General features: G+C 61.5%; 16 protein-coding genes and 5 tRNA genes. 7 read left to right on the forward strand and 14 right to left on the reverse strand.

Annotated elements, in window-relative coordinates; genetic code table 11:
- Positions 1–143 precede the first annotated feature (143 nt).
- Together BLO97_RS20105 and BLO97_RS20110 are read left to right on the forward strand one after the other, a co-directional pair.
- On the forward strand, positions 144–1,034 hold the full coding sequence (locus BLO97_RS20105) for a LysR family transcriptional regulator (RefSeq protein WP_092149266.1): 891 nt from the start codon (positions 144–146) through the stop codon (positions 1,032–1,034).
- 69 nt (positions 1,035–1,103) lie between these two features.
- Positions 1,104–4,382, forward strand: a complete 3,279-nt coding sequence (locus BLO97_RS20110; RefSeq protein WP_092347639.1) for a sensor domain-containing protein — start codon at positions 1,104–1,106, stop codon at positions 4,380–4,382.
- Between the two features lie 205 nt (positions 4,383–4,587).
- Here BLO97_RS20110 and BLO97_RS20115 read toward each other — a convergent pair whose 3' ends face one another.
- The 11 genes from BLO97_RS20115 to uvrB form a co-directional block, all read right to left on the reverse strand.
- Positions 4,588–5,040: an Hsp20 family protein gene (locus BLO97_RS20115; RefSeq protein WP_063320307.1), complete on the reverse strand. Its 453-nt coding sequence runs from the start codon at positions 5,038–5,040 to the stop codon at positions 4,588–4,590.
- Positions 5,041–5,160: 120 nt separating this feature from the next.
- Positions 5,161–6,120 carry a tRNA dihydrouridine synthase gene (locus BLO97_RS20120; RefSeq protein ID WP_063320306.1) on the reverse strand — a complete coding sequence of 320 codons (960 nt, stop codon included), beginning with the start codon at positions 6,118–6,120 and terminating at the stop codon, positions 5,161–5,163.
- 113 nt (positions 6,121–6,233) lie between these two features.
- Entirely contained in the window at positions 6,234–6,683 is a 450-nt protein-coding gene (locus tag BLO97_RS20125) for an acyl-CoA thioesterase (RefSeq protein ID WP_092149260.1), read from the reverse strand.
- A gap of 45 nt (positions 6,684–6,728) precedes the next feature.
- Positions 6,729–7,562 carry an alpha/beta fold hydrolase gene (locus BLO97_RS20130; RefSeq protein ID WP_092347642.1) on the reverse strand — a complete coding sequence of 278 codons (834 nt, stop codon included), beginning with the start codon at positions 7,560–7,562 and terminating at the stop codon, positions 6,729–6,731.
- 28 nt (positions 7,563–7,590) lie between these two features.
- Positions 7,591–8,130 (reverse strand): TetR/AcrR family transcriptional regulator, encoded by a 540-nt coding sequence (locus tag BLO97_RS20135; protein WP_063320303.1) that lies wholly within the window; start codon positions 8,128–8,130, stop codon positions 7,591–7,593.
- A 181-nt stretch (positions 8,131–8,311) separates the two neighbouring features.
- Positions 8,312–8,387: transfer RNA gene (locus BLO97_RS20140), tRNA-Glu, on the reverse strand.
- Between the two features lie 75 nt (positions 8,388–8,462).
- Positions 8,463–8,538, reverse strand: a tRNA-Ala gene (locus BLO97_RS20145).
- A gap of 53 nt (positions 8,539–8,591) precedes the next feature.
- Positions 8,592–8,667, reverse strand: a tRNA-Glu gene (locus tag BLO97_RS20150).
- A 79-nt stretch (positions 8,668–8,746) separates the two neighbouring features.
- A tRNA-Ala gene (locus tag BLO97_RS20155) sits at positions 8,747–8,822 on the reverse strand.
- Between the two features lie 146 nt (positions 8,823–8,968).
- Entirely contained in the window at positions 8,969–10,450 is a 1,482-nt protein-coding gene (gene gltX, locus BLO97_RS20160; RefSeq protein WP_092347645.1) for a glutamate--tRNA ligase, read from the reverse strand.
- Between the two features lie 224 nt (positions 10,451–10,674).
- Entirely contained in the window at positions 10,675–12,690 is a 2,016-nt protein-coding gene (gene uvrB, locus BLO97_RS20165) for an excinuclease ABC subunit UvrB (protein ID WP_063320302.1), read from the reverse strand.
- Positions 12,691–13,021: 331 nt separating this feature from the next.
- On the opposite strand from uvrB, the gene BLO97_RS20170 reads away from it, so the two are divergent.
- Entirely contained in the window at positions 13,022–14,218 is a 1,197-nt protein-coding gene (locus BLO97_RS20170; RefSeq protein WP_014337444.1) for an amino acid aminotransferase, read from the forward strand.
- 212 nt (positions 14,219–14,430) lie between these two features.
- On the opposite strand, the gene BLO97_RS20175 is transcribed toward BLO97_RS20170, so the two are convergent.
- Entirely contained in the window at positions 14,431–14,658 is a 228-nt protein-coding gene (locus tag BLO97_RS20175; protein WP_063320300.1) for a hypothetical protein, read from the reverse strand.
- A gap of 235 nt (positions 14,659–14,893) precedes the next feature.
- Between BLO97_RS20175 and BLO97_RS20180 the strand changes: the two genes are divergently transcribed.
- The 3 genes from BLO97_RS20180 to BLO97_RS20190 all read left to right on the forward strand — a co-directional run bounded on the left by BLO97_RS20180 (position 14,894) and on the right by BLO97_RS20190 (position 15,684).
- Positions 14,894–14,969: transfer RNA gene (locus BLO97_RS20180), tRNA-Asn, on the forward strand.
- A 247-nt stretch (positions 14,970–15,216) separates the two neighbouring features.
- The gene (locus tag BLO97_RS20185) at positions 15,217–15,411 is read left to right on the forward strand and encodes a hypothetical protein (protein WP_003203896.1); all 195 of its coding nucleotides are present in this window, start codon (positions 15,217–15,219) and stop codon (positions 15,409–15,411) included.
- A 90-nt stretch (positions 15,412–15,501) separates the two neighbouring features.
- The gene (locus tag BLO97_RS20190; protein WP_003203898.1) at positions 15,502–15,684 is read left to right on the forward strand and encodes a hypothetical protein; all 183 of its coding nucleotides are present in this window, start codon (positions 15,502–15,504) and stop codon (positions 15,682–15,684) included.
- On the opposite strand, the gene BLO97_RS20195 is transcribed toward BLO97_RS20190, so the two are convergent.
- Positions 15,681–16,742 (reverse strand): AI-2E family transporter, encoded by a 1,062-nt coding sequence (locus BLO97_RS20195; protein WP_092347648.1) that lies wholly within the window; start codon positions 16,740–16,742, stop codon positions 15,681–15,683. The genes BLO97_RS20190 and BLO97_RS20195 overlap by 4 nt on opposite strands.
- A 147-nt stretch (positions 16,743–16,889) precedes the next feature.
- Between BLO97_RS20195 and yegQ the strand changes: the two genes are divergently transcribed.
- On the forward strand, positions 16,890–18,221 hold the full coding sequence (gene yegQ / locus BLO97_RS20200) for a prephenate-dependent tRNA uridine(34) hydroxylase TrhP (RefSeq protein ID WP_092149341.1): 1,332 nt from the start codon (positions 16,890–16,892) through the stop codon (positions 18,219–18,221).
- Positions 18,222–18,527: 306 nt separating this feature from the next.
- Here yegQ and BLO97_RS32385 read toward each other — a convergent pair whose 3' ends face one another.
- Positions 18,528–19,349, reverse strand: coding sequence for a methyl-accepting chemotaxis protein (locus BLO97_RS32385; protein ID WP_371914218.1), 822 nt, complete (start codon positions 19,347–19,349; stop codon positions 18,528–18,530).
- Positions 19,350–19,376: the final 27 nt, after the last annotated feature.

The following is a 19,376-nucleotide window of genomic DNA, read 5'->3' on the forward strand; positions in this document are numbered from 1 at the left end:
ATCAGCTTGTTTCTATGCCCCGGGTCCTGAGCGAATCAATAACCCCTTGGCTTGTGAGGCTGATCCTATGGGGTTACATTAAATAACTCAAATTCATATTTTTCATACTTTGCATAACCAACTGGAATTCAATCGGAACCGCCATGGATCTCGCCAACCTCAATGCCTTTATAGCCATCGCCGAGACGGGCAGTTTCTCCGGCGCCGGCGAACGCTTGCACCTGACCCAGCCGGCCATCAGCAAGCGTATTGCCGGCCTTGAGCAACAGCTCAAGGTACGCCTGTTCGACCGTCTCGGTCGTGAAGTGGGCCTGACCGAGGCGGGCCGGGCCCTGCTGCCACGGGCCTATCAGATCCTCAACGTGCTGGACGACACCCGCCGCGCCCTGACCAACCTGACCGGCGAAGTGACCGGGCGCCTGACGCTCGCCACCAGCCACCACATAGGCCTGCACCGCCTGCCGCCGTTATTGCGGGAATTCACCCGACGCTACCCCCAGGTGGCGCTGGATATCCAGTTTCTGGATTCGGAAGTGGCCTACGAAGAAATCCTCCATGGTCGGGCGGAACTGGCCGTCATCACCCTCGCCCCCGAACCCCATACGCTGGTACGGGCCAAGCCAGTGTGGGACGATCCCCTGGATTTCGTGGTCGCCCCGGAGCATGCGCTGCTGGAAAACGGCGCGGTCAGCCTGGCGGACGTTGCCTTGCATCCAGCGGTTTTCCCGGGGGGCAACACGTTTACCCATCACATCGTGCAACGGCTGTTCGAAGCCCAGGGCCTGACGCCGAACATCGCCATGAGCACGAATTACCTGGAAACCATAAAAATGATGGTCTCCATCGGCCTGGCCTGGAGCGTCTTGCCGCGCACCATGCTCGACGAACAGGTGGCGCGCATTCCTTTGCCGGGCATACAACTCAGTCGCCAGCTAGGCTATATCTTGCACACCGAACGGACGCTATCGAATGCCGCACGGGCTTTCATGGCCTTACTGGACGCACAAATCGATTTGCCAGGGACAAGGGCATAGGTTGTGCCGCGCCTGTAGGGCCCGAACGCTTGTGCTTTATGCCCAAACCCGCTCAAGGCTCGCGAGATAATGCCCAAACCCGCTGACCACCTTCCGCCCTTGCCACGCATCCAGGCGCTCGACCCGAAACGGTCCGAACAAAGCTGGGACAGCGCGCAGCAGTTGCTGGCCGCCCTGAACGGTGCACGGCTGGGGGCCTGGTCGTGGGACATCGACAGCGGACAGATCAGCTGGTCCCGGGGCACCCAGGCGCTGTTCGGCTTCGATCCGCGCCAGCCATTGCCAGCGGATGTGGATTATCTGGACCTGTTACTACCCGAAGACCGGGCCCGGGCCGTGCGCGCCTTTCACGCAGCAGTGGCCGGAGCGCCGCTGGAACAGGCCATGCACCACCGCATCGTCTGGCCCGATGGCAGCCTGCACTGGCTGGAGATCAGCGGCAGCGTGCTGCCCGACAAACATGGGCGCCCGCGCATGATCGGGGTGATCCGCGAAATCACCCATCAGCGCGAGCGGGAACAGGCGCTGCGCAGTTCGGAAAAGCGCTTTGCCACGCTGTTCCACCTGAGCCCGAACATGGTGTTGCTGACCCGCCAGGAAGACGGGATGATCAGCGAGGCCAACCAGTATTTCGAAAGCCTGTTCGGCTGGCCGCTGCACGATGTGATTGGCCGGACCACCCTGGAACTGGGCCTGTGGGTCGACCCCGGGCAACGGGTAAAACTGTTGGAGGTCATCAAGGCCAGGGGCGAACTGGCGAGCATGGAGGTGGAACTGCGGGCCAGCAACGGCCAGATCCACACCGGCCTGCTCAGCGCACAGAAAGTCGAGCTGGAGGGCCAGCCCTACCTGTTGAGTACCTTCCTCGACACCACCGAGCGCAAACTCGCCGAACAGGCCCTCAAGGACAGCCAGGAACGCCTGGACCTGGCCCTTGACTCGGCGCAACTGGGCACCTGGGACTGGCACATTCCCAGCGGCATGCTCTACGGCTCGGCCCGGGCCGCGCAGCTCCATGGCCTGGAGCCCAAGCCGTTCCACGAATCGTTCGATGCGTTTTTCGAAGGCGTCCCCACTGAAGAACGCAACAACATGCGCAATGCCTATCGCAGCCTGCGCGAAGGCCCGGCGGGCAACTATCAGTTGACCTACCGCGTGCAACTGCCGGACGGCAGCTCGCGCTACCTGGAAAGCCGCGCCCGCCTCTACCGCAACGACGACGGCAGCCCCTTGCGCATGGCCGGCACCTTGCTCGACATCACCGACCAGGTGGAGCGCGAACAGAGCCTGGCCGCCTCGGAGGAAAAATTCGCCACACTATTCCAGGTCAGCCCCGACCCCATCTGCGTCACTCACCAGGACAGCGGCCGGTTCCTTGAGATCAATTCCAGTTTCACCCAGACCTTCGGCTGGACCGCCAGCGACGTGATTGGTCTCGACGCCGACGAAATCGGCCTATGGGATGCCTCGGGCAGCAGCCTGCAACGCATCGAACGGGTGATCCGCGAACAATCGCTGAACAATGTCGCCATCGTCGTTCACCATAAGAACGGCCAGCCATTGACCTGTGTGATTTCCAGCCGGCAAATCAACGTCGGCAACCAGCCCTGCATCGTCACGACCTTGCGGGACATCACGCAGCAACAACGCTCCGAAGCCGCCCTCAAGGCCAGTGAAGAGAAATTCGCCAAGGCGTTTCATTCCAGCCCCGACGCCATCACCATCACCGAGCTCGAAAGCGGTCGCTACCTTGAGGTCAACGACGGCTTCTGCCGGCTGACCGGCTACCGCGCCGACGAAGTGATCGGGCACACCGTCTACGAAGTGGGAATCTGGGCCGAAGAAAAACAGCGAGCCGCCTTGCTGGCCGAGCTGCGACTCAAGGGCCGCGTCGTTCACCAGGAGATGCTCGGGCGCAATAAACGGGGGGAAATCCTTACCGTGGAGGTCTCGGTCGAGCCCATCACCCTCAATGAAACGGCGTGCCTGCTGCTGACCGCCCGGGACGTGAGCCTGCTGCGCAATGCCGAAGCCCAGATCCGCCACCTGGCCTACCACGACCCGCTGACCAACCTGCCCAACCGCGCCTTGCTGATGGACCGGCTGAGCCAGCAGATCGCCCTGCTCAAGCGCCACAACTTGCGCGGCGCCCTGCTGTTTCTCGATCTGGATCACTTCAAGCACATCAACGACTCCCTCGGTCACCCGGTGGGCGACACCGTGCTGAAGATCATCACCGCACGCCTGGAGGCCAGCGTGCGCCTGGAAGACACCGTCGCACGGCTGGGTGGCGATGAGTTCGTGGTGCTGCTCAGCGGCCTGGAAGGCTCACGCAGCGATGTCAGCAAGCAAGTGCAGACCCTGGCCAACACCCTGCGCGAATTGCTCTCGGAGCCGATGTTCCTCGATGGCCAACGACTACAGGTCACGCCGAGCATCGGTATGGCGCTGATTCCCGACCACGGCTCCACACCCACCGATTTGCTCAAGCGCGCCGACATTGCGCTGTACCGCGCCAAGGACTCAGGGCGCAACACCTCGCAGATGTTCCACACCACCATGCAAAAAGCCGCCAGCGAACGGCTGCGCATGGAGACCGACCTGCGCCTTGCCCTGGCCCGTGGCGAGTTCAGCGTGCATTTCCAGCCCCAGGTCGATGCCCGGGACAACCGCATCATCGGCGCCGAAGCCCTGGTGCGCTGGCACCACCCGGACCTGGGCGCCCAATCGCCTAACGAATTCATCAAAGTGCTGGAGGACAGTGGCCTGATCCTGGAAGTCGGGACCTGGATCCTCGATGAAGCCTGCGACGGCTTCAAGCAACTGATCGCCAAGGGCAAGATCGATCCCCAGCAATTCAGCCTGTGCGTGAACATCAGCCCACGGCAATTCCGCCAGAGCGACTTTGTCGAACGCATCGAAAATAGCCTCATCACTCATGGCCTGCCCTTCTCCCTGCTGAAACTGGAGATCACCGAAGGCATCGTGATCCAGAACCTGGACGACACCATTGCCAAGATGCGCCGGCTCAAGAAACTGGGGGTGAGCTTCGCCATGGATGATTTCGGCACCGGTTATTCGTCGCTGACCTACCTCAAGCGCCTGCCGGTGGACACGCTGAAAATCGACCAGTCATTCGTGCGCGACGCCACCAGCGACCCCAACGACGCCGAAATCATCCGCGCCATCGTCGCCATGGCCCGCAGCCTCAACCTGATCATGATTGCCGAAGGCGTGGAGACCCTGGAGCAATTGCACTTCCTGCAAGGGCTCGATTGCCATCTATACCAGGGTTATTTGCATAGCCGACCGCTGCCGCTGGAGGCGTTTGAGCGGTTGTTGCCATAGAAAGGAATATGAGAAAGCCGAGCCAGGCGATGTTGTGGCGAGGGAGCTTGCTCCCGCTGGGCTGCGCAGCAGCCCTACAAAGCGGTCGACTGTACCTCGACAATTGATTGGGACTGCTGCGCAGTCCAACGGGAGCAAGCTCCCTCGCCACAGGTACAAATATGAAAAAGGGCGCCATCTGGCGCCCTTCTTCAGTTGCGATGCATCAGTTTTGCAGCGCGGGTTGCTGCTGCGCACCGTTGATCGGGATGCGCTTGGCTTTCGCCTCTTCCGGAACCACTCGCAGCAGGTCGATGCTCAACAGACCGTTACGCAGGCCGGCGGACTTGATCTCGATATGGTCGGCCAACCGGAAGGACAGCTTGAACGCACGCTGGGCGATGCCCTGGTGCAGGTAGGTGACGCTGTCGTTACTGGCTTCACGTTTGCCACCACTGATGGTCAGCACACCTTTTTCCACTTGCAGGTCCAGGTCTTCTTCCTGGAACCCGGCGGCGGCGACCACGATGCGGTACTCGTCATCACCATGTTTTTCCACGTTGTAGGGTGGATAGCTGCTGCCCGGCTCGTTGCGCAGGGCGGTTTCGAACAAGTCATTGAAACGGTCGAAACCTACCGAGGAACGGAACAGAGGGGCCAGCGAAAATGCAGTACTCATGATTCAAATCTCCTGAAAAATTCAGCAAGTTTTTTTGTCTCCGCGACCCGAATTCGGCATCGCGTAACCCTTATCTAGGGACCGCCAAAAACTTTTCAAGAGCTTTTTCTGAAATTTTTTTCAGGCCGCTTCGGTGCGCTGCACACCCAGCAAATGGCCCACCGCGTCCAGGTCGGTTTCCCGGCGCAAAGCGCTAAACAGCGCCACCGCTTCGGGGTAATTGCGAGTCAGCATCGCCAGCCACTGCTTCAACCGGCCCGGGGCCTGGCGCGGTGTCAGCTGCTCGACCACTTGCACCCAGAAGTCGTGGAGCATCGGCTGCAGTTCGACCCAGGACATCTCGACCACCTCCTCACCGGCTCGAGCGGCGGCGATCTGCCGGGCCAGGTCAGGACGGGAAACGAGACCGCGACCGAGCATGATGTCTTCGACACCGCTGATTTCGCGGCAACGGCGCCAGTCGTCCACGCTCCAGATATCGCCGTTGGCGAACACCGGCACCTTGACCACTTCCTGCACCCGCGGAATCCACTCCCAGTGGGCCGGAGGCTTGTAGCCGTCGACCTTGGTCCGCGCATGCACCACGATATGCGCCGCGCCACCTTCGGCCAGCGCCGTGGCACACACCAGCGCGCCGTCCGGGCTATCGAAACCCAGGCGCATCTTGGCGGTAACGGGGATATGCCTGGGCACCGCGCGGCGCACGTGTTCGACGATCTGGTTGAGCAACTCCGGTTCCTTGAGCAACACCGCCCCACCCCGGGATTTGTTCACGGTCTTGGCCGGGCAACCGAAGTTCAGATCGATAACCTGGGAACCCAACTCGCACGCCAACGCCGCGTTTTCCGCCAGGCACACCGGATCGGAACCGAGCAACTGCACCCGCAACGGCACGCCGGCAGCCGTCTGGGCACCGGTCAGCAACTCAGGGGCGAGCTTATGGAAATAGGCCGGCGTGAGCAGGCGGTCGTTGACACGGATGAACTCGGTGACACACCAGTCGATCCCGCCAACACGGGTCAGGACATCCCGCAGGATGTTGTCGACCAACCCCTCCATGGGCGCCAGGGCAATTTGCATGAAAAAGACACACTCAAGGAAAAAACGTGCGGCAGTTTACCGGATTTTGCCCATGACATCGGAATTCACCATCAATCCCTGTGGGAGCTGAGCTTGCTCGCGATGGCGGTGGATCAGCCCACGAGGATGCCGGACGGTTCCAGGGCGGGACCATAACCCTCGATGAATTCCTGCGGCATACGCTTGGGCCGGCCAGTGGACAGTTCGATGCAAACGAAGGTGGTCTGGGCCCGCAGCAACGTGGTGTTGTCGCTTGGCCGAATCAGCTGGAAATGCCGGGTCATCTTCAACCGCTGGTCCCAGTCGACGATCCAGGTCGCCAATTGCAACTCGTCGCCTTCATAGGCGGCTGCCAGGTAATCGATTTCATGCCGCACCACTGCCATGGCCCGGTCGAGGCGCCGGTACTCCACCAGATCCAGCCCCAGGCGCTGGGAATGACGCCAGGCACAGCGCTCGAGCCAGGTAACGTACACCGCGTTGTTGGCGTGCCCCAGCCCGTCGATGTCTTCGGCATTTACCTGAAGATCAATAATGAACGGTGTTGCGCGATCCCAGCCCATGCCCCTCTCCCGGTTGAATGTGGATCGGGGCAGTGTAACGGATGATCAAGCCGATTGCCGCGCTTGCAGGCTGCGCCCGGCCAGCAGTGATAACACCCCATCAATGACACGAGGATCGGCCAGCACCCGCTGGTGCCCACCCTCGGGCAATCGCAGCAAGCGGCTGTCGAACCAGGCTTCGTGGATCAGTTGCGATTCCTTGACCGAGACGAATGTGTCGTCCTCGGCATGGACGATCAGCCCGGGCAGATCCAGCTGGTAGTGGGAGACGTCCATCTTTGCGGCCCGCATGCCGACGTCACGCTCCACTTCGCGAATGAAGGCCGAACGTGCCTTGGGTGGCAACCCCATGATCCGGGCGAACCCGCGCAACACGCCAAGAATGCGGCCGGGCGCGGCAACACTGACCAGGGTCTCGGTACGCAACCCCAACTGAACCGCCAGCATGGCACTGGCACCGCCCATGGAATGCCCGATCACGGCTTGCAGCGGCGGTAATTCAGCCGCTGCTTCAAGCATGGCCCTGGCGAACAGCAAGACATTCGCCTCGCGACCAGGAGAGCGACCATGGGCCGGGCCATCCAGCGCCACCACCATGTAGCCGGCGTCCACCAACGCAGTGATCAACGCCCCGAACTGAGTGGGCCGCCCTTCCCAGCCGTGCATCAGCAGGACGACCGGGCCCCTGCCCCAACGTAACGCCGACAGACCGAAACGCAAGGTGATGCGCTCAGAACTGGCCAGCAGCGGCAACTCCCAGTCGCGGGGCGGCAGGTTCCGGGGCTGCATGAACACCCCACGCATCTTCTTCGCTACCAGGCGCGGAGCCACCCAACCAAGCGTGCCATTGACGCTACGAATCCAGCTCAACCTGTTCATCGCTCATCTCCAGGGCTTGCGCCTTAGCTCATCGCACCGCCGACTTGGCGGCGCGCAGCAAACGATCCGACAACTCTCCCGGGCCCAATGCCCGTGCCAGGGCCAGGCCACCCACCATCAAGGCAATGTCGGCCAAGACTTTGTCGGCGTCTTCCGGGCTGGCCGCCAATTGCGCGGTCATCAGCTCGATATGCTCATTGAGGACCTCACGGAACGCATCCGGCAGCCGGCCGAGCTCGCCGACCGACGCCGGGATCGGACAAGCGTTTTCGGTGGAATCGCGGTGCTTGCGCGACAGATAGAACGCCGCCACCAGGGCGCGCCGCTCTTCGCCTGTCAGCTCGCCGTCCATGTCGGCGATCAGGCCGCGACGCCGGCTGAGCAAGTGCTTGAATGCCTCCAGCATCAAGGCATCCTTGCTTTCGAAATGGGCATAAAAACCGCCCACCGTCAGGCCGGCCGCGCCCATCACCTCGCCCACGCTCGGCTCAGCCGGCCCACGCTGGATCAGCGCGTCGCTGGCGGCCTTGAGAATGCGTTCACGGGTTTGTGCCTTTTTATCGCTCATCGTCGCCTCCGAATATTACGATTGAAATATTATTCCTATAATAATTTTCCGCAAGCGGAAATTTTGACCGCCGGTCAGAAGTCTATTTTCAAGGACAAGGGAATTGGCCGAACGCCAGACAAACAAAAGGGCCATTCAAGAATTGAATGACCCTTATAAAATCCCGCAGAGCGGGTAATCGTGGCGTCCCCTAGGGGACTCGAACCCCTGTTACCGCCGTGAAAGGGCGGTGTCCTAGGCCACTAGACGAAGGGGACACAAACCTTCTGACTTGATCAGTGCTGAGAACTGATCGATTCAAGGACCGTGTGGCCAGACCTTGAACCTGTAATTGGTGGAGCTAGACGGGATCGAACCGTCGACCTCTTGCATGCCATGCAAGCGCTCTCCCAGCTGAGCTATAGCCCCGGATTTTTCGCCTCGCGGCGGAGCGACATCTTGCAACATCGCTTCTGTAAAACTGGCGTCCCCTAGGGGACTCGAACCCCTGTTACCGCCGTGAAAGGGCGGTGTCCTAGGCCACTAGACGAAGGGGACGCAAACCCTTCTATACAACTGATCAACGCTGAGTGTTGATCGCTTCAAGACCGGTGTGGCCAGGCCCTGAAGTGTAAATTGGTGGAGCTAGACGGGATCGAACCGTCGACCTCTTGCATGCCATGCAAGCGCTCTCCCAGCTGAGCTATAGCCCCTCATCGCTGAGGACGGGGCGAATCTTAAGGGCGTATCGGAGGGCTGTCAAATTTATTTTCAACAAATTTGAAAATTTTTTGCCGGGATAACAATCACTTACCGACAAACCCCGGAAAACCGGGGTATGTCCTGCCTCATTGAACGCTTATGCGATCGCGCCCAGCAGTTTTTCCCACTCCTTGTTTTCCTTCTTCGACACACCACCGAGCAGATCGATGGCCTGGCGCAGGCGGAAACGGGTCAGGTCCGGCCCGAGGATTTCCATCGCATCGAGCACCGACACCGAACTGGCCTGGCCAGTAATGGCGGCGAACATCAGCGGCATGGCATCGCGCAGTTTCAACTCCAGCGATTCGACCACGGCCTGGATGGTCGCGGTGATGCTGTCCTTCTCCCACTGACGCAGGCTTTCGAGCTTCCACAGGATCAGTTGCATCAACTGGCGCACCTGGTCGCCCGAAAGCTTCTTGGATTCGAACAACTTCGCATCCGGCGTCACGCCGCCGGCGAAGAAGAAACCGGCCAGCGGGGCGATCTGACTGAAGGTCTCTACCCTGCCCTGCACATGAGGAGCGATCTTCATCATGTACGCAGGGTTCAATGCCCACTTCTGCACACGTGCGGCGAACTCCTCCACCGGCAGGTCCCGCAGCCACTGGCCGTTGAGCCACGACAGTTTCTCGACGTCGAAGATCGGCCCGCCCAGGGACACGCGCGACAGATCGAAATGCTCGACCATTTCCTGCAGCGAGAACTTCTCGCGCTCGTCCGGCATCGACCAGCCCATGCGTCCCAGGTAGTTGAGCATCGCCTCGGGCATGAAGCCCATGCGCTCGTAGAACGTCACCGAGGTCGGGTTCTTGCGCTTGGACAGCTTGCTCTTGTCCGGGTTACGCAGCAGCGGCATGTAGCACAGCTGTGGTTGCTCCCAGCCGAAGTATTCGTAGAGCAGGATCAGTTTCGGCGCCGACGGCAGCCATTCTTCACCGCGCAACACGTGGGTGATGCCCATCAAGTGATCGTCGACCACGTTGGCCAGGAAGTACGTCGGCAGGCCGTCGGTCTTCATCAGCACTTGCATGTCCATGCGATCCCACGGGATCTCGACATCGCCACGCAGCATGTCCGGCACCACGCAGACGCCTTCGGTTGGCACCTTCATGCGGATCACATGAGGCTCGCCAGCCGCCAGGCGACGAGCGACTTCTTCCTTGGACAGCAGCAGCGCCCGGCCGTCGTAGCGCGGGGTTTCGCCACGGGCCATTTGCTCGGCGCGCATCTGGTCCAGCTCTTCGGCGGTGCAGAAACACGGGAACGCATGCCCCATGTCCACCAGTTGCTGGCAATACTGCTGGTAGATGTCACCACGCTCGCTCTGGCGATACGGACCGTGCGGGCCGCCGACGTCCGGGCCTTCGCTCCAGTCGATCCCCAACCAGCGCAGGGCGTCGAAGATCTGCTGTTCGGACTCGCGGGTCGAACGCAACTGGTCGGTGTCCTCGATCCGCAGAATGAACTCGCCGCCATGCTGCTTGGCAAAGCAATAGTTGAACAAAGCGATGTAGGCGGTGCCGACATGGGGATCGCCAGTGGGCGAAGGCGCGATGCGGGTGCGGACGGTGGTCATGGCATGTCTCGGAAAGAATATAAAAGCGAAGATCAAACAGGGGGCGAATGGTAACAGGCGATGGCGGGCGGGCTCCAGTGAGAGCGGGATTTGTGTCGCCAGTCGTCAGACCGAATCGCCCCCATCGCGAGCAAGCCCACTCCCACAAAGGATCATTGGGCGACTCGATCGAACTGTGGGGGCGAGCTTGCTCGCGATGACGCCCTTAAGGTCGCCACACAACCTCAGACAACCAGCAAACGCTCGCGCAACTTGCCAATCTCATCGCGCAACTGCGCCGCCGCCTCGAACTCCAGGTCCCGGGCCAACTGGTACATCTTCTCTTCCAACTGCCGGATGCGCTTGGTGATTTCGCTCGGCGAGCGCAGTTCGGCCTCGTAACGAGCGCTCTCTTCGGCCGCCTTGGCCATGCCCTTGCGCTTCTTGCTGCGCGAGCCGGGCACGGTGGCGCCCTCCATGATGTCGGCGACGTCCTTGAACACGCCTTTGGGGGTAATGCCGTTGGCCAGGTTGAAGGCGATCTGCTTGTCGCGACGGCGCTCGGTCTCGCCGATGGCCCGCTCCATGGAGCCGGTGATGCGGTCGGCATACAGAATCGCCCGGCCATTGAGGTTACGTGCCGCACGACCAATGGTCTGGATCAACGAACGCTCGGAACGCAGGAAACCTTCCTTGTCGGCGTCGAGAATCGCCACCAGCGACACTTCCGGCATGTCCAGGCCTTCGCGCAGCAGGTTGATCCCCACCAACACATCGAAAGTGCCCAGGCGCAGGTCGCGAATGATCTCGACCCGCTCCACCGTGTCGATGTCCGAGTGCAGGTAACGCACCCGCACGCCGTGGTCGGCCAGGTAGTCGGTAAGGTCTTCGGCCATGCGCTTGGTCAGCGTGGTGACCAGCACTCGCTCTTCCAGCGCCACGCGCTTGGAGATTTCCGAGAGCAGGTCGTCCACCTGGGTCAGCGCCGGGCGCACTTCGACTTGCGGGTCCACCAGCCCGGTCGGTCGCACCACTTGCTCGACCACCCGCCCGGCATGCTCGGCTTCGTAGTTGCCGGGCGTGGCCGAGACAAAAATCGTCTGCGGACTGACGCTTTCCCATTCGTCGAAGCGCATCGGCCGGTTGTCCAGCGCCGAGGGCAGGCGGAAACCGTATTCCACCAGGGTTTCCTTGCGCGAACGGTCGCCCTTGTACATGGCGCCGACCTGGGGCACGCTGACGTGGGACTCGTCGATGACCAGCAGGGCATCGGCTGGCAGGTAGTCATACAAGGTGGGGGGTGGCGCGCCCGCCGGACGGCCCGACAGGTAGCGCGAGTAGTTTTCGATGCCGTTGCAGTAGCCCAGCTCCAGGATCATCTCCAGGTCGAACCGGGTCCGCTGCTCCAGACGCTGGGCTTCCACCAGCTTGTTGTTCGAACGCAGGTATTCCAGGCGCTCCTGCAACTCGACCTTGATCCCTTCAATGGCGTCCAGCAGGGTTTCCCGGGGCGTCACATAGTGGCTCTTGGGGTAGAACGTGAAGCGTGGCAACTTGCGGATCACTTCACCGGTCAGCGGGTCGAACGCCGAGAGGCTCTCCACTTCATCGTCGAACAGCTCGATGCGAATCGCTTCCAGGTCCGATTCCGCCGGGTAGATGTCGATCACATCGCCACGCACCCGGAACGTCGCCCGGGCGAAATCCATGTCGTTGCGGGTGTACTGCAAGTCCGCCAGGCGCCGCAGCAAGGCGCGTTGGTCGAGTTTGTCGCCACGGTCCACGTGCAGTACCATCTTCAAGTACGTTTCCGGGCTGCCCAGGCCGTAGATGCACGACACCGTGGTGACGATGATCGCGTCCTTGCGCTCGAGCAAGGCCTTGGTCGCCGACAGTCGCATCTGTTCGATGTGATCGTTGATCGAGGCATCCTTCTCGATGAAGGTGTCCGACGACGGCACGTAGGCCTCGGGCTGGTAGTAGTCGTAGTAGGAAACGAAGTATTCCACGGCGTTATTCGGGAAAAACGCCTTGAACTCGCCGTACAGCTGCGCCGCCAGGGTCTTGTTCGGCGCCAGTACCAGGGTCGGGCGCTGAATCTGGGCGATCACGTTGGCGATGCTGAAGGTCTTGCCCGAACCGGTCACACCGAGCAACGTCTGGTGCGCCAGCCCGGCCTCGATGCCTTCGACCATCAGGCGGATGGCTTCCGGCTGATCGCCGGCGGGCTGGAAGCGGGTGACTAGCTGGAATTCAGACATGACATAACCTCTGGATTCACCCCTGTCGGCCAGCCGACAGGAACGAGAAAGACCGAAACGACGGGTGTCGCCCGAGGAAAAAGCTGGGATGCACACAATGTGGAGGTGAATGCCTTCGCTTTCAAGACGAACGTCCTACACGCCTTGAAGACTTTGACGCGGCGAAAGGACTAACGGTCGAAAAAAATCGAAAAAACTTAGCCTGAAAGCCGAATCGCCTGTCGCCGTGCCGAGTGATGGCCTCTATACTAGCTCCCCGTTTGTGCACCGCTCTAGTGCATTCGGCTGGAGCGCCACACCTCCCCTCACTCTCCATTAGAGCCGCGCAATAATGAGCCTGTTTTCCGCTGTCGAATTGGCACCCCGCGACCCCATCCTGGGCCTCAACGAAGCTTTCAACGCCGACACCCGTACCAACAAGGTCAACCTGGGTGTAGGTGTTTACTGCAATGAAGAGGGGCGTATTCCACTCCTGCGCGCCGTTGTCGAGGCCGAGACGGCTCGCGTGGCTCAGCACGTTTCCCGTGGCTACTTGCCGATCGACGGCATTGCCGCCTACGACCAGGCCGTGCAGACCTTGCTGTTCGGCAAGGATTCGCCGCTGATCGCCTCCGGTCGCGTCATCACCACCCAGGCCGTGGGCGGCACCGGCGCACTGAAGATCGGTGCCGACTTCCTCAAGCAACTGCTGCCTGACGCCGTCGTCGCCATCAGCGACCCAAGCTGGGAAAACCACCGCGCCCTGTTCGAAACCGCTGGTTTCCCGGTGCAGAACTATCGCTACTACGACGCCGCCACCCACGACGTGAACCGCAGCGGCCTGCTGGAAGACCTCAACGCCCTGCCCGACCGCTCGATCGTTGTGCTGCACGCCTGCTGCCACAACCCGACCGGCGTGGACCTGAGCCCGGAAGACTGGAAAAACGTGCTGGCCGTGGTCAAGGCCAAGAACCACGTTCCGTTCCTGGACATGGCCTACCAGGGCTTTGGCGCCGGTATCGACGAAGACGCGGCGGCCGTGCGCCTGTTCGCCGAGTCGGGCCTGACCTTCTTTGCCTCCAGCTCGTTCTCCAAGTCGTTCTCCCTGTACGGCGAGCGCGTCGGCGCCCTGTCGATCGTCAGCGAATCGAAAGAAGAAAGTGCCCGCGTGCTGTCCCAGGTCAAGCGCGTGATCCGCACCAACTACTCCAACCCACCGACCCACGGCGCCAGCATCGTCGCCGCCGTGCTCAACAGCCCGGAACTGCGGGCCCAGTGGGAAGCCGAGCTGGCCGAAATGCGCCTGCGCATTCGCGGCATGCGCATCCAGATGGTGGACATGCTGGCCAAGGCCGCCCCGCACCACGACTTCAGCTTCGTCGCACGCCAGAGCGGGATGTTCTCCTACTCCGGCCTGACCGTTGAACAAGTGACGCGCCTGCGCAACGAGTTCGGCATCTATGCCCTGGACACCGGCCGCATCTGCGTGGCCGCGCTGAACCAGAACAACATCGATGCGGTGACCAAGGCCATCGTCCAGGTGATCTGAAGGTCTCTGTAATGAAGAACGGGAAGCCATGGCTTCCCGTTTTTTTTGAGCCCGCACACCGACCCGTGGCGAGGGAGCTTGCTCCCGCTGGGCTGCGAAGCGGCCCTAAAGCCAGCCACCGCGGTGTGTCAGACTGATTGGCTCAAGCATTTCCTGGGGCTGCTACGCAGCCCAGCGGGAGCAAGCTCCCTCGCCACAAAAAGCCTCCAGGACTACAACTCCGTCGCCCGCTGGCTCGCCGCATCGTCGTACACGACGTACAGCGACTCGGCCACCTGGCTCTTGATCGCCTTGGTACTTTCCAGCCCCAGGACAAAACCCTCGGCCTTGCCCCCGGCACGGTTCAATTCCTCAGCCGTGCTGGCCTGGGTGATGGCGTCGTACAGTTTCTCGGCATGAGGCCCCACACCCTTGGGCAAGCTGATCTGGGCGGTACTCACAAGAGCACCTCGGCGCGGCGGGCACTGAGAAGAGGTAACAGGTGGTTCATGGCGCGTACCTTAATGTCGGCGAATGGCCGGCAGCGCATCCTGCCACTTCCGGGCGACCATGGTAGTCCTCTCCTGCCCTGACGGTAACTGCCAATCGTTGATTGACCATCAAAGGGCACCAGGAATGCGCCGCCCGCCAATGGACGCTTGACTTCTCTTTTCCAATCAGTAACATACGCGCCATTCCGCGATAGCTCAGTTGGTAGAGCAAGTGACTGTTAATCACTGGGTCCCTGGTTCGAGTCCAGGTCGTGGAGCCAGATAGCAAGCAATCAAGCCCCTGAATCGAAAGGTTCAGGGGCTTTTTTGTGGGAAAAATAAAGCGCAGCTGGTTGAAAAGACTTGCCGAGGTCGCTACAGGAACAATAATCCGGCGCCAAAAAGGCATTATGGTCTGAATCCTGCTTTCTTTTTTCCAACAACCCAAGCTGTCACGTGAGCGTCATGACAGGGCCGCAAACTGGCTCTGTCCGCCAACAACAGCTTCATAAGAACAAGGACGAAGGTATGCCCACACAAAACCCCCATCGCATCGTCGGCCTGTGCACCTCAAGCAAGGTGTACAACGTGCTGACCGAACTCAAGCAACTCGAAGGCCACCGCAGCGCCAAGTTCCTTTCCCTGTTGGCGGAAAACCTGGTGCGCAAGGGCCTGCTCAACGAGCAGGAAGTGGTGCACATGCTCGATCTGGTCGTCGATTGAGCGGCATCGATTCCTACTATTGAGCCGGTTGATTTTTCGTTACCCCCACTGAGTCGTAAGGTAACCCCCATCGATTGATGGAGGTGTCCCATGCCCAAGGTTCAAATCATGTCTGTCATTGGCAGCGCCGTCCCTGCCCCACTCCGGGAGCTCGGGTTGCTGGCCTGCTGGTATCTGGTGCAAGACGGCGTGACCATCAGCGGCCCGCTGACTTCACTGCCCGCCGCCCAGGCCCTGTCGCAACGCATCGGCCCGTACCTGCTGAGCGCCTAGGGCAACTGCACCCGCGGCGTGGTTTCGACGAACAGGGCCCAACTCGACATGAACAGCGCGGCGATCAGCGGCCCGATCACGAAGCCATTGAGCCCGAACACCGCCAGCCCGCCCAATGTCGAGACCAGCACCATGTAGTCGGGCATCTTGGTGTCCTTGCCCACCAGGATCGGGCGCAGGAAATTGTCCACCAGGCCGATCACGAACACCCCGAACAGCGTCAGCACCACGCCCTGCCAGATCGCCCCGGAAAGCAGGAAATACACCGCCACTGGCGCCCAGACGAGGCCCGCCCCCACCGCTGGCAACAACGACAGGAACGCCATCAGCACCGCCCAGGGCAACACCGTCGGAATCCCCAGGACCCAGAAGATCAGCCCACCCAGCGCCCCCTGGCTGATGGCGACCAGCAGGTTGCCTTTCACCGTGGCGCGCACCACTCGATTGAACTTCAGCTGCAGGCGGCGCTTTTGGTGTTCCGCCAAGGGAATGGCCATGCGCACCTTGCGCACCAGCTCCGCGCCGTCGCGCAGAAAGAAGAACAGCAGGTAGATCATCACGAAGAAGCTGACCATGAACTGAAAGGTGCCCTGCCCGAAACTGAAGGCCTGGGTGGCGAAGAACTCGCTGCCCTGCATCGCGCTCCTGACGATCTTGTCGCGCAAGCCGTTCAGGTTGCCCAGGCCGAAGCGGTCCAGCAGGTGCTGAAAGTACGGCGGCAAGGCATCCTTGAAACGGGCCAGGTAATCGGCAATGTCCAGTTCTCCGCTTTCCAGGCTCTTGTACAGCGCCGCGCCTTCCTGGACCAACAACGTGCTGATGATGATCACCGGCAAGATCGCGCTGACCACACAGATGCTCAACGTGAACAGCGCGGTGACATTGCGGTGCCAGCCGAATTTCAACTGCAGGCGGCGCTGCATCGGCGCAAAGACGATGCCCAGGATCACCGCCCAGAACACCGCGCCGTAAAACGGCAGCAGAATCCAGATGAACGCGATGGTGACCAACACCAGGAGCAGCATCTGGGCTTTGTTTTGCAGCATCTTTCGATTCATCAGCTTTCCATGTCCTAAGGCGGGATAAACATTAGTCAGCCAGGACTCGTGGGAGTGCCTTCTCGTTTGCGCCGTGCATTGATTCAGATCAATAAGGCCTGGCCGACCATGGGCTACCCTCGCCGCCTTTTGCGATCCGACGCCATCATGACCCTCGCCGCCCCCGAACTGCTGGCTCCCGCCGGTACCCTGAAAAACATGCGCTATGCCTTCGCCTACGGTGCCGATGCGGTGTATGCCGGCCAGCCGCGCTACAGCCTGCGGGTGCGCAACAACGAGTTCGACCATGCGAATCTGGCCTTGGGTATTGCCGAGGCCCAGGCCATGGGCAAGCGCTTCTACGTGGTGGTGAACATTGCCCCGCACAACGCCAAGCTGCGCACCTTCCTCAAAGACCTTGAACCGGTGATCGCCATGGCGCCGGACGCGCTGATCATGTCCGACCCGGGGCTGATCATGCTGGTGCGCCGGCACTTCCCCCAGATGCCGATTCACCTGTCGGTGCAGGCCAACACGGTGAACTGGGCGAGCGTCGAGTTCTGGCAGCAGCAGGGCTTGAGCCGGATCATCCTGTCCCGGGAACTGTCCCTGGAGGAAATCGCCGAGATCCGCGAGCAGGTGCCGGCCATGGAACTGGAAGTGTTCGTCCACGGAGCGCTGTGCATGGCTTATTCCGGGCGCTGCCTGCTGTCCGGCTATTTGAACAAGCGCGACGCCAACCAGGGTAGTTGCACCAATGCCTGTCGCTGGAAATATGCGGCACAACCGGCGGTGGAAAATACCGTGGGCGACATTGTGCAGAGCTATCAGCCCGAGCCGACCCTGGGCCTCGGCGCGCCCACCGACCAAGTGTTTTTGCTCCAGGAAGCCAACCGCCCGGAAGAATCCATGCCGGCCTTCGAGGACGAACACGGCACCTACATCATGAATGCCAAGGACCTGCGCGCCGTACAACACGTCGAGCGCCTGGCGCGCATGGGCGTGCACTCGCTGAAGATCGAAGGCCGGACCAAGTCGCACTTCTATTGCGCGCGCACCACCCAGGTGTATCGCCGGGCTATCGATGACGCGGTGGCCGGCCGGGAATTCGATCGTGGCCTGATGACCGACCTGGAGTCCCTGGCCCAGCGCGGCTACACCGAAGGTTTTCTGAGGCGCCACGTGCACGACGAATACCAGAACTACCAGAACGGCAGCTCGGTGTCGGAGCGCCAGCAGTTCGTCGGCGAACTGACCGGCGAACGGCGCGAACGCCTGGCCGAAGTGCGGGTGAAGAACCGCTTTGGCCTGGGGGATCACATGGAACTGATGACCCCCAAGGGCAATTTCCACTTCGACCTGCATCAGTTGCAGAATGCCAAAGGCCAGGGCATCGAGGTGGCACCGGGGGATGGACACGTGGTGTACCTGCCCATCCCGGATGCGGTGGACCTGCGGTTTGGGTTGTTGATGCGCGATGTGCGCGAGTTGCCTGCCTGATTATGGCAATGTGGCAATGTGGCAATGTGGCAATGTGGCAATGTGGCAATGTGGCAATGTGGCGAGGGAGCTTGCTCCCGCTGGGCTGCGGAGCAGCCCCAAAAAGGTGATCAGCCCGTTACACCGAGGTGCCTGGTTCCAGGGTTGCTTCGCAACCCAGCGGGAGCAAGCTCCCTCGCCACTTACCCGGCAGGAACTGCCGAAGGCTGCGATCCTTCTTTCTCGATAAGACCCGGTTGCCCGGGTGAAAACATCTGGATCGAGAGCAAAAGATCGCAGCCTTCGGCAGCTCCTGCTGCGATGGGATCAGATCCGGAACTGCCCCACCAGCTTGCCCAGGCGCTGGCCCAGGTCAGCCAGGCTGCGGGAGGTCTGGGCGCCGAGTTGGGTTTCGTCGGCGACGCTGTCCACGGCCACGGCGATCTGATGCACGCTGCGGTTGATTTCCTCGGCCACCGCGGTCTGTTCTTCGGCAGCGCTGGCGATCTGGGCGTTCATCGAGTTGATGGTGCCGATCAGTTGCGCCATGGTGTCCAGGGAGGCGCCCGCCTCGTTGGCCCGTTCCGAGGTGCCGTCGCCGGCCTCACTGGAACGGCGCATCGCTTCCACCGCCGCGTGGGTGCCTGATTGCAGGCGATCGATCATGCCCTGGATTTCCTGGGTGCTCTGCTGGGTCCGGCTGGCCAGGGCCCGTACTTCATCGGCCACCACGGCAAACCCACGCCCTGCCTCGCCAGCACGTGCGGCCTCGATGGCGGCGTTGAGGGCCAGCAGGTTGGTCTGTTCGGCAATCGAACGAATCACTCCGAGCACGCTGACGATCGAGGCCACGTCCTGCTGCAGGCTGTCCAGGGACACGCCGCTGCTGCGGATATCGTTCACCAACGCATGAATCTGCTGGATGCTGCCGGCCACCACACGCTTGGCCGATTGTCCTTCCTCGTCGGTCTGCTGGGCCGCGACGGCGGCACCCTGGGCGCTGCGGGCGACTTCCTGGGCCGCCGAGGACATCTCGTTGATCGCCGTGGCGACCTGGTCGGTTTCGTGGCGCTGGCGTTCCATGGCCTGTTCGGAGCGCTGGGCCTGCTCGGAGACTTGCGTCACCAGCCCGGTCAGTTGCGAGGTCATGTCGGTGATCTGCCGCACCAGGCCGTG

Origin of the sequence: Pseudomonas sp. NFACC05-1 (genome assembly GCF_900100135.1) — a bacterium.
GTDB lineage: Bacteria > Pseudomonadota > Gammaproteobacteria > Pseudomonadales > Pseudomonadaceae > Aquipseudomonas > Aquipseudomonas fluorescens_Q.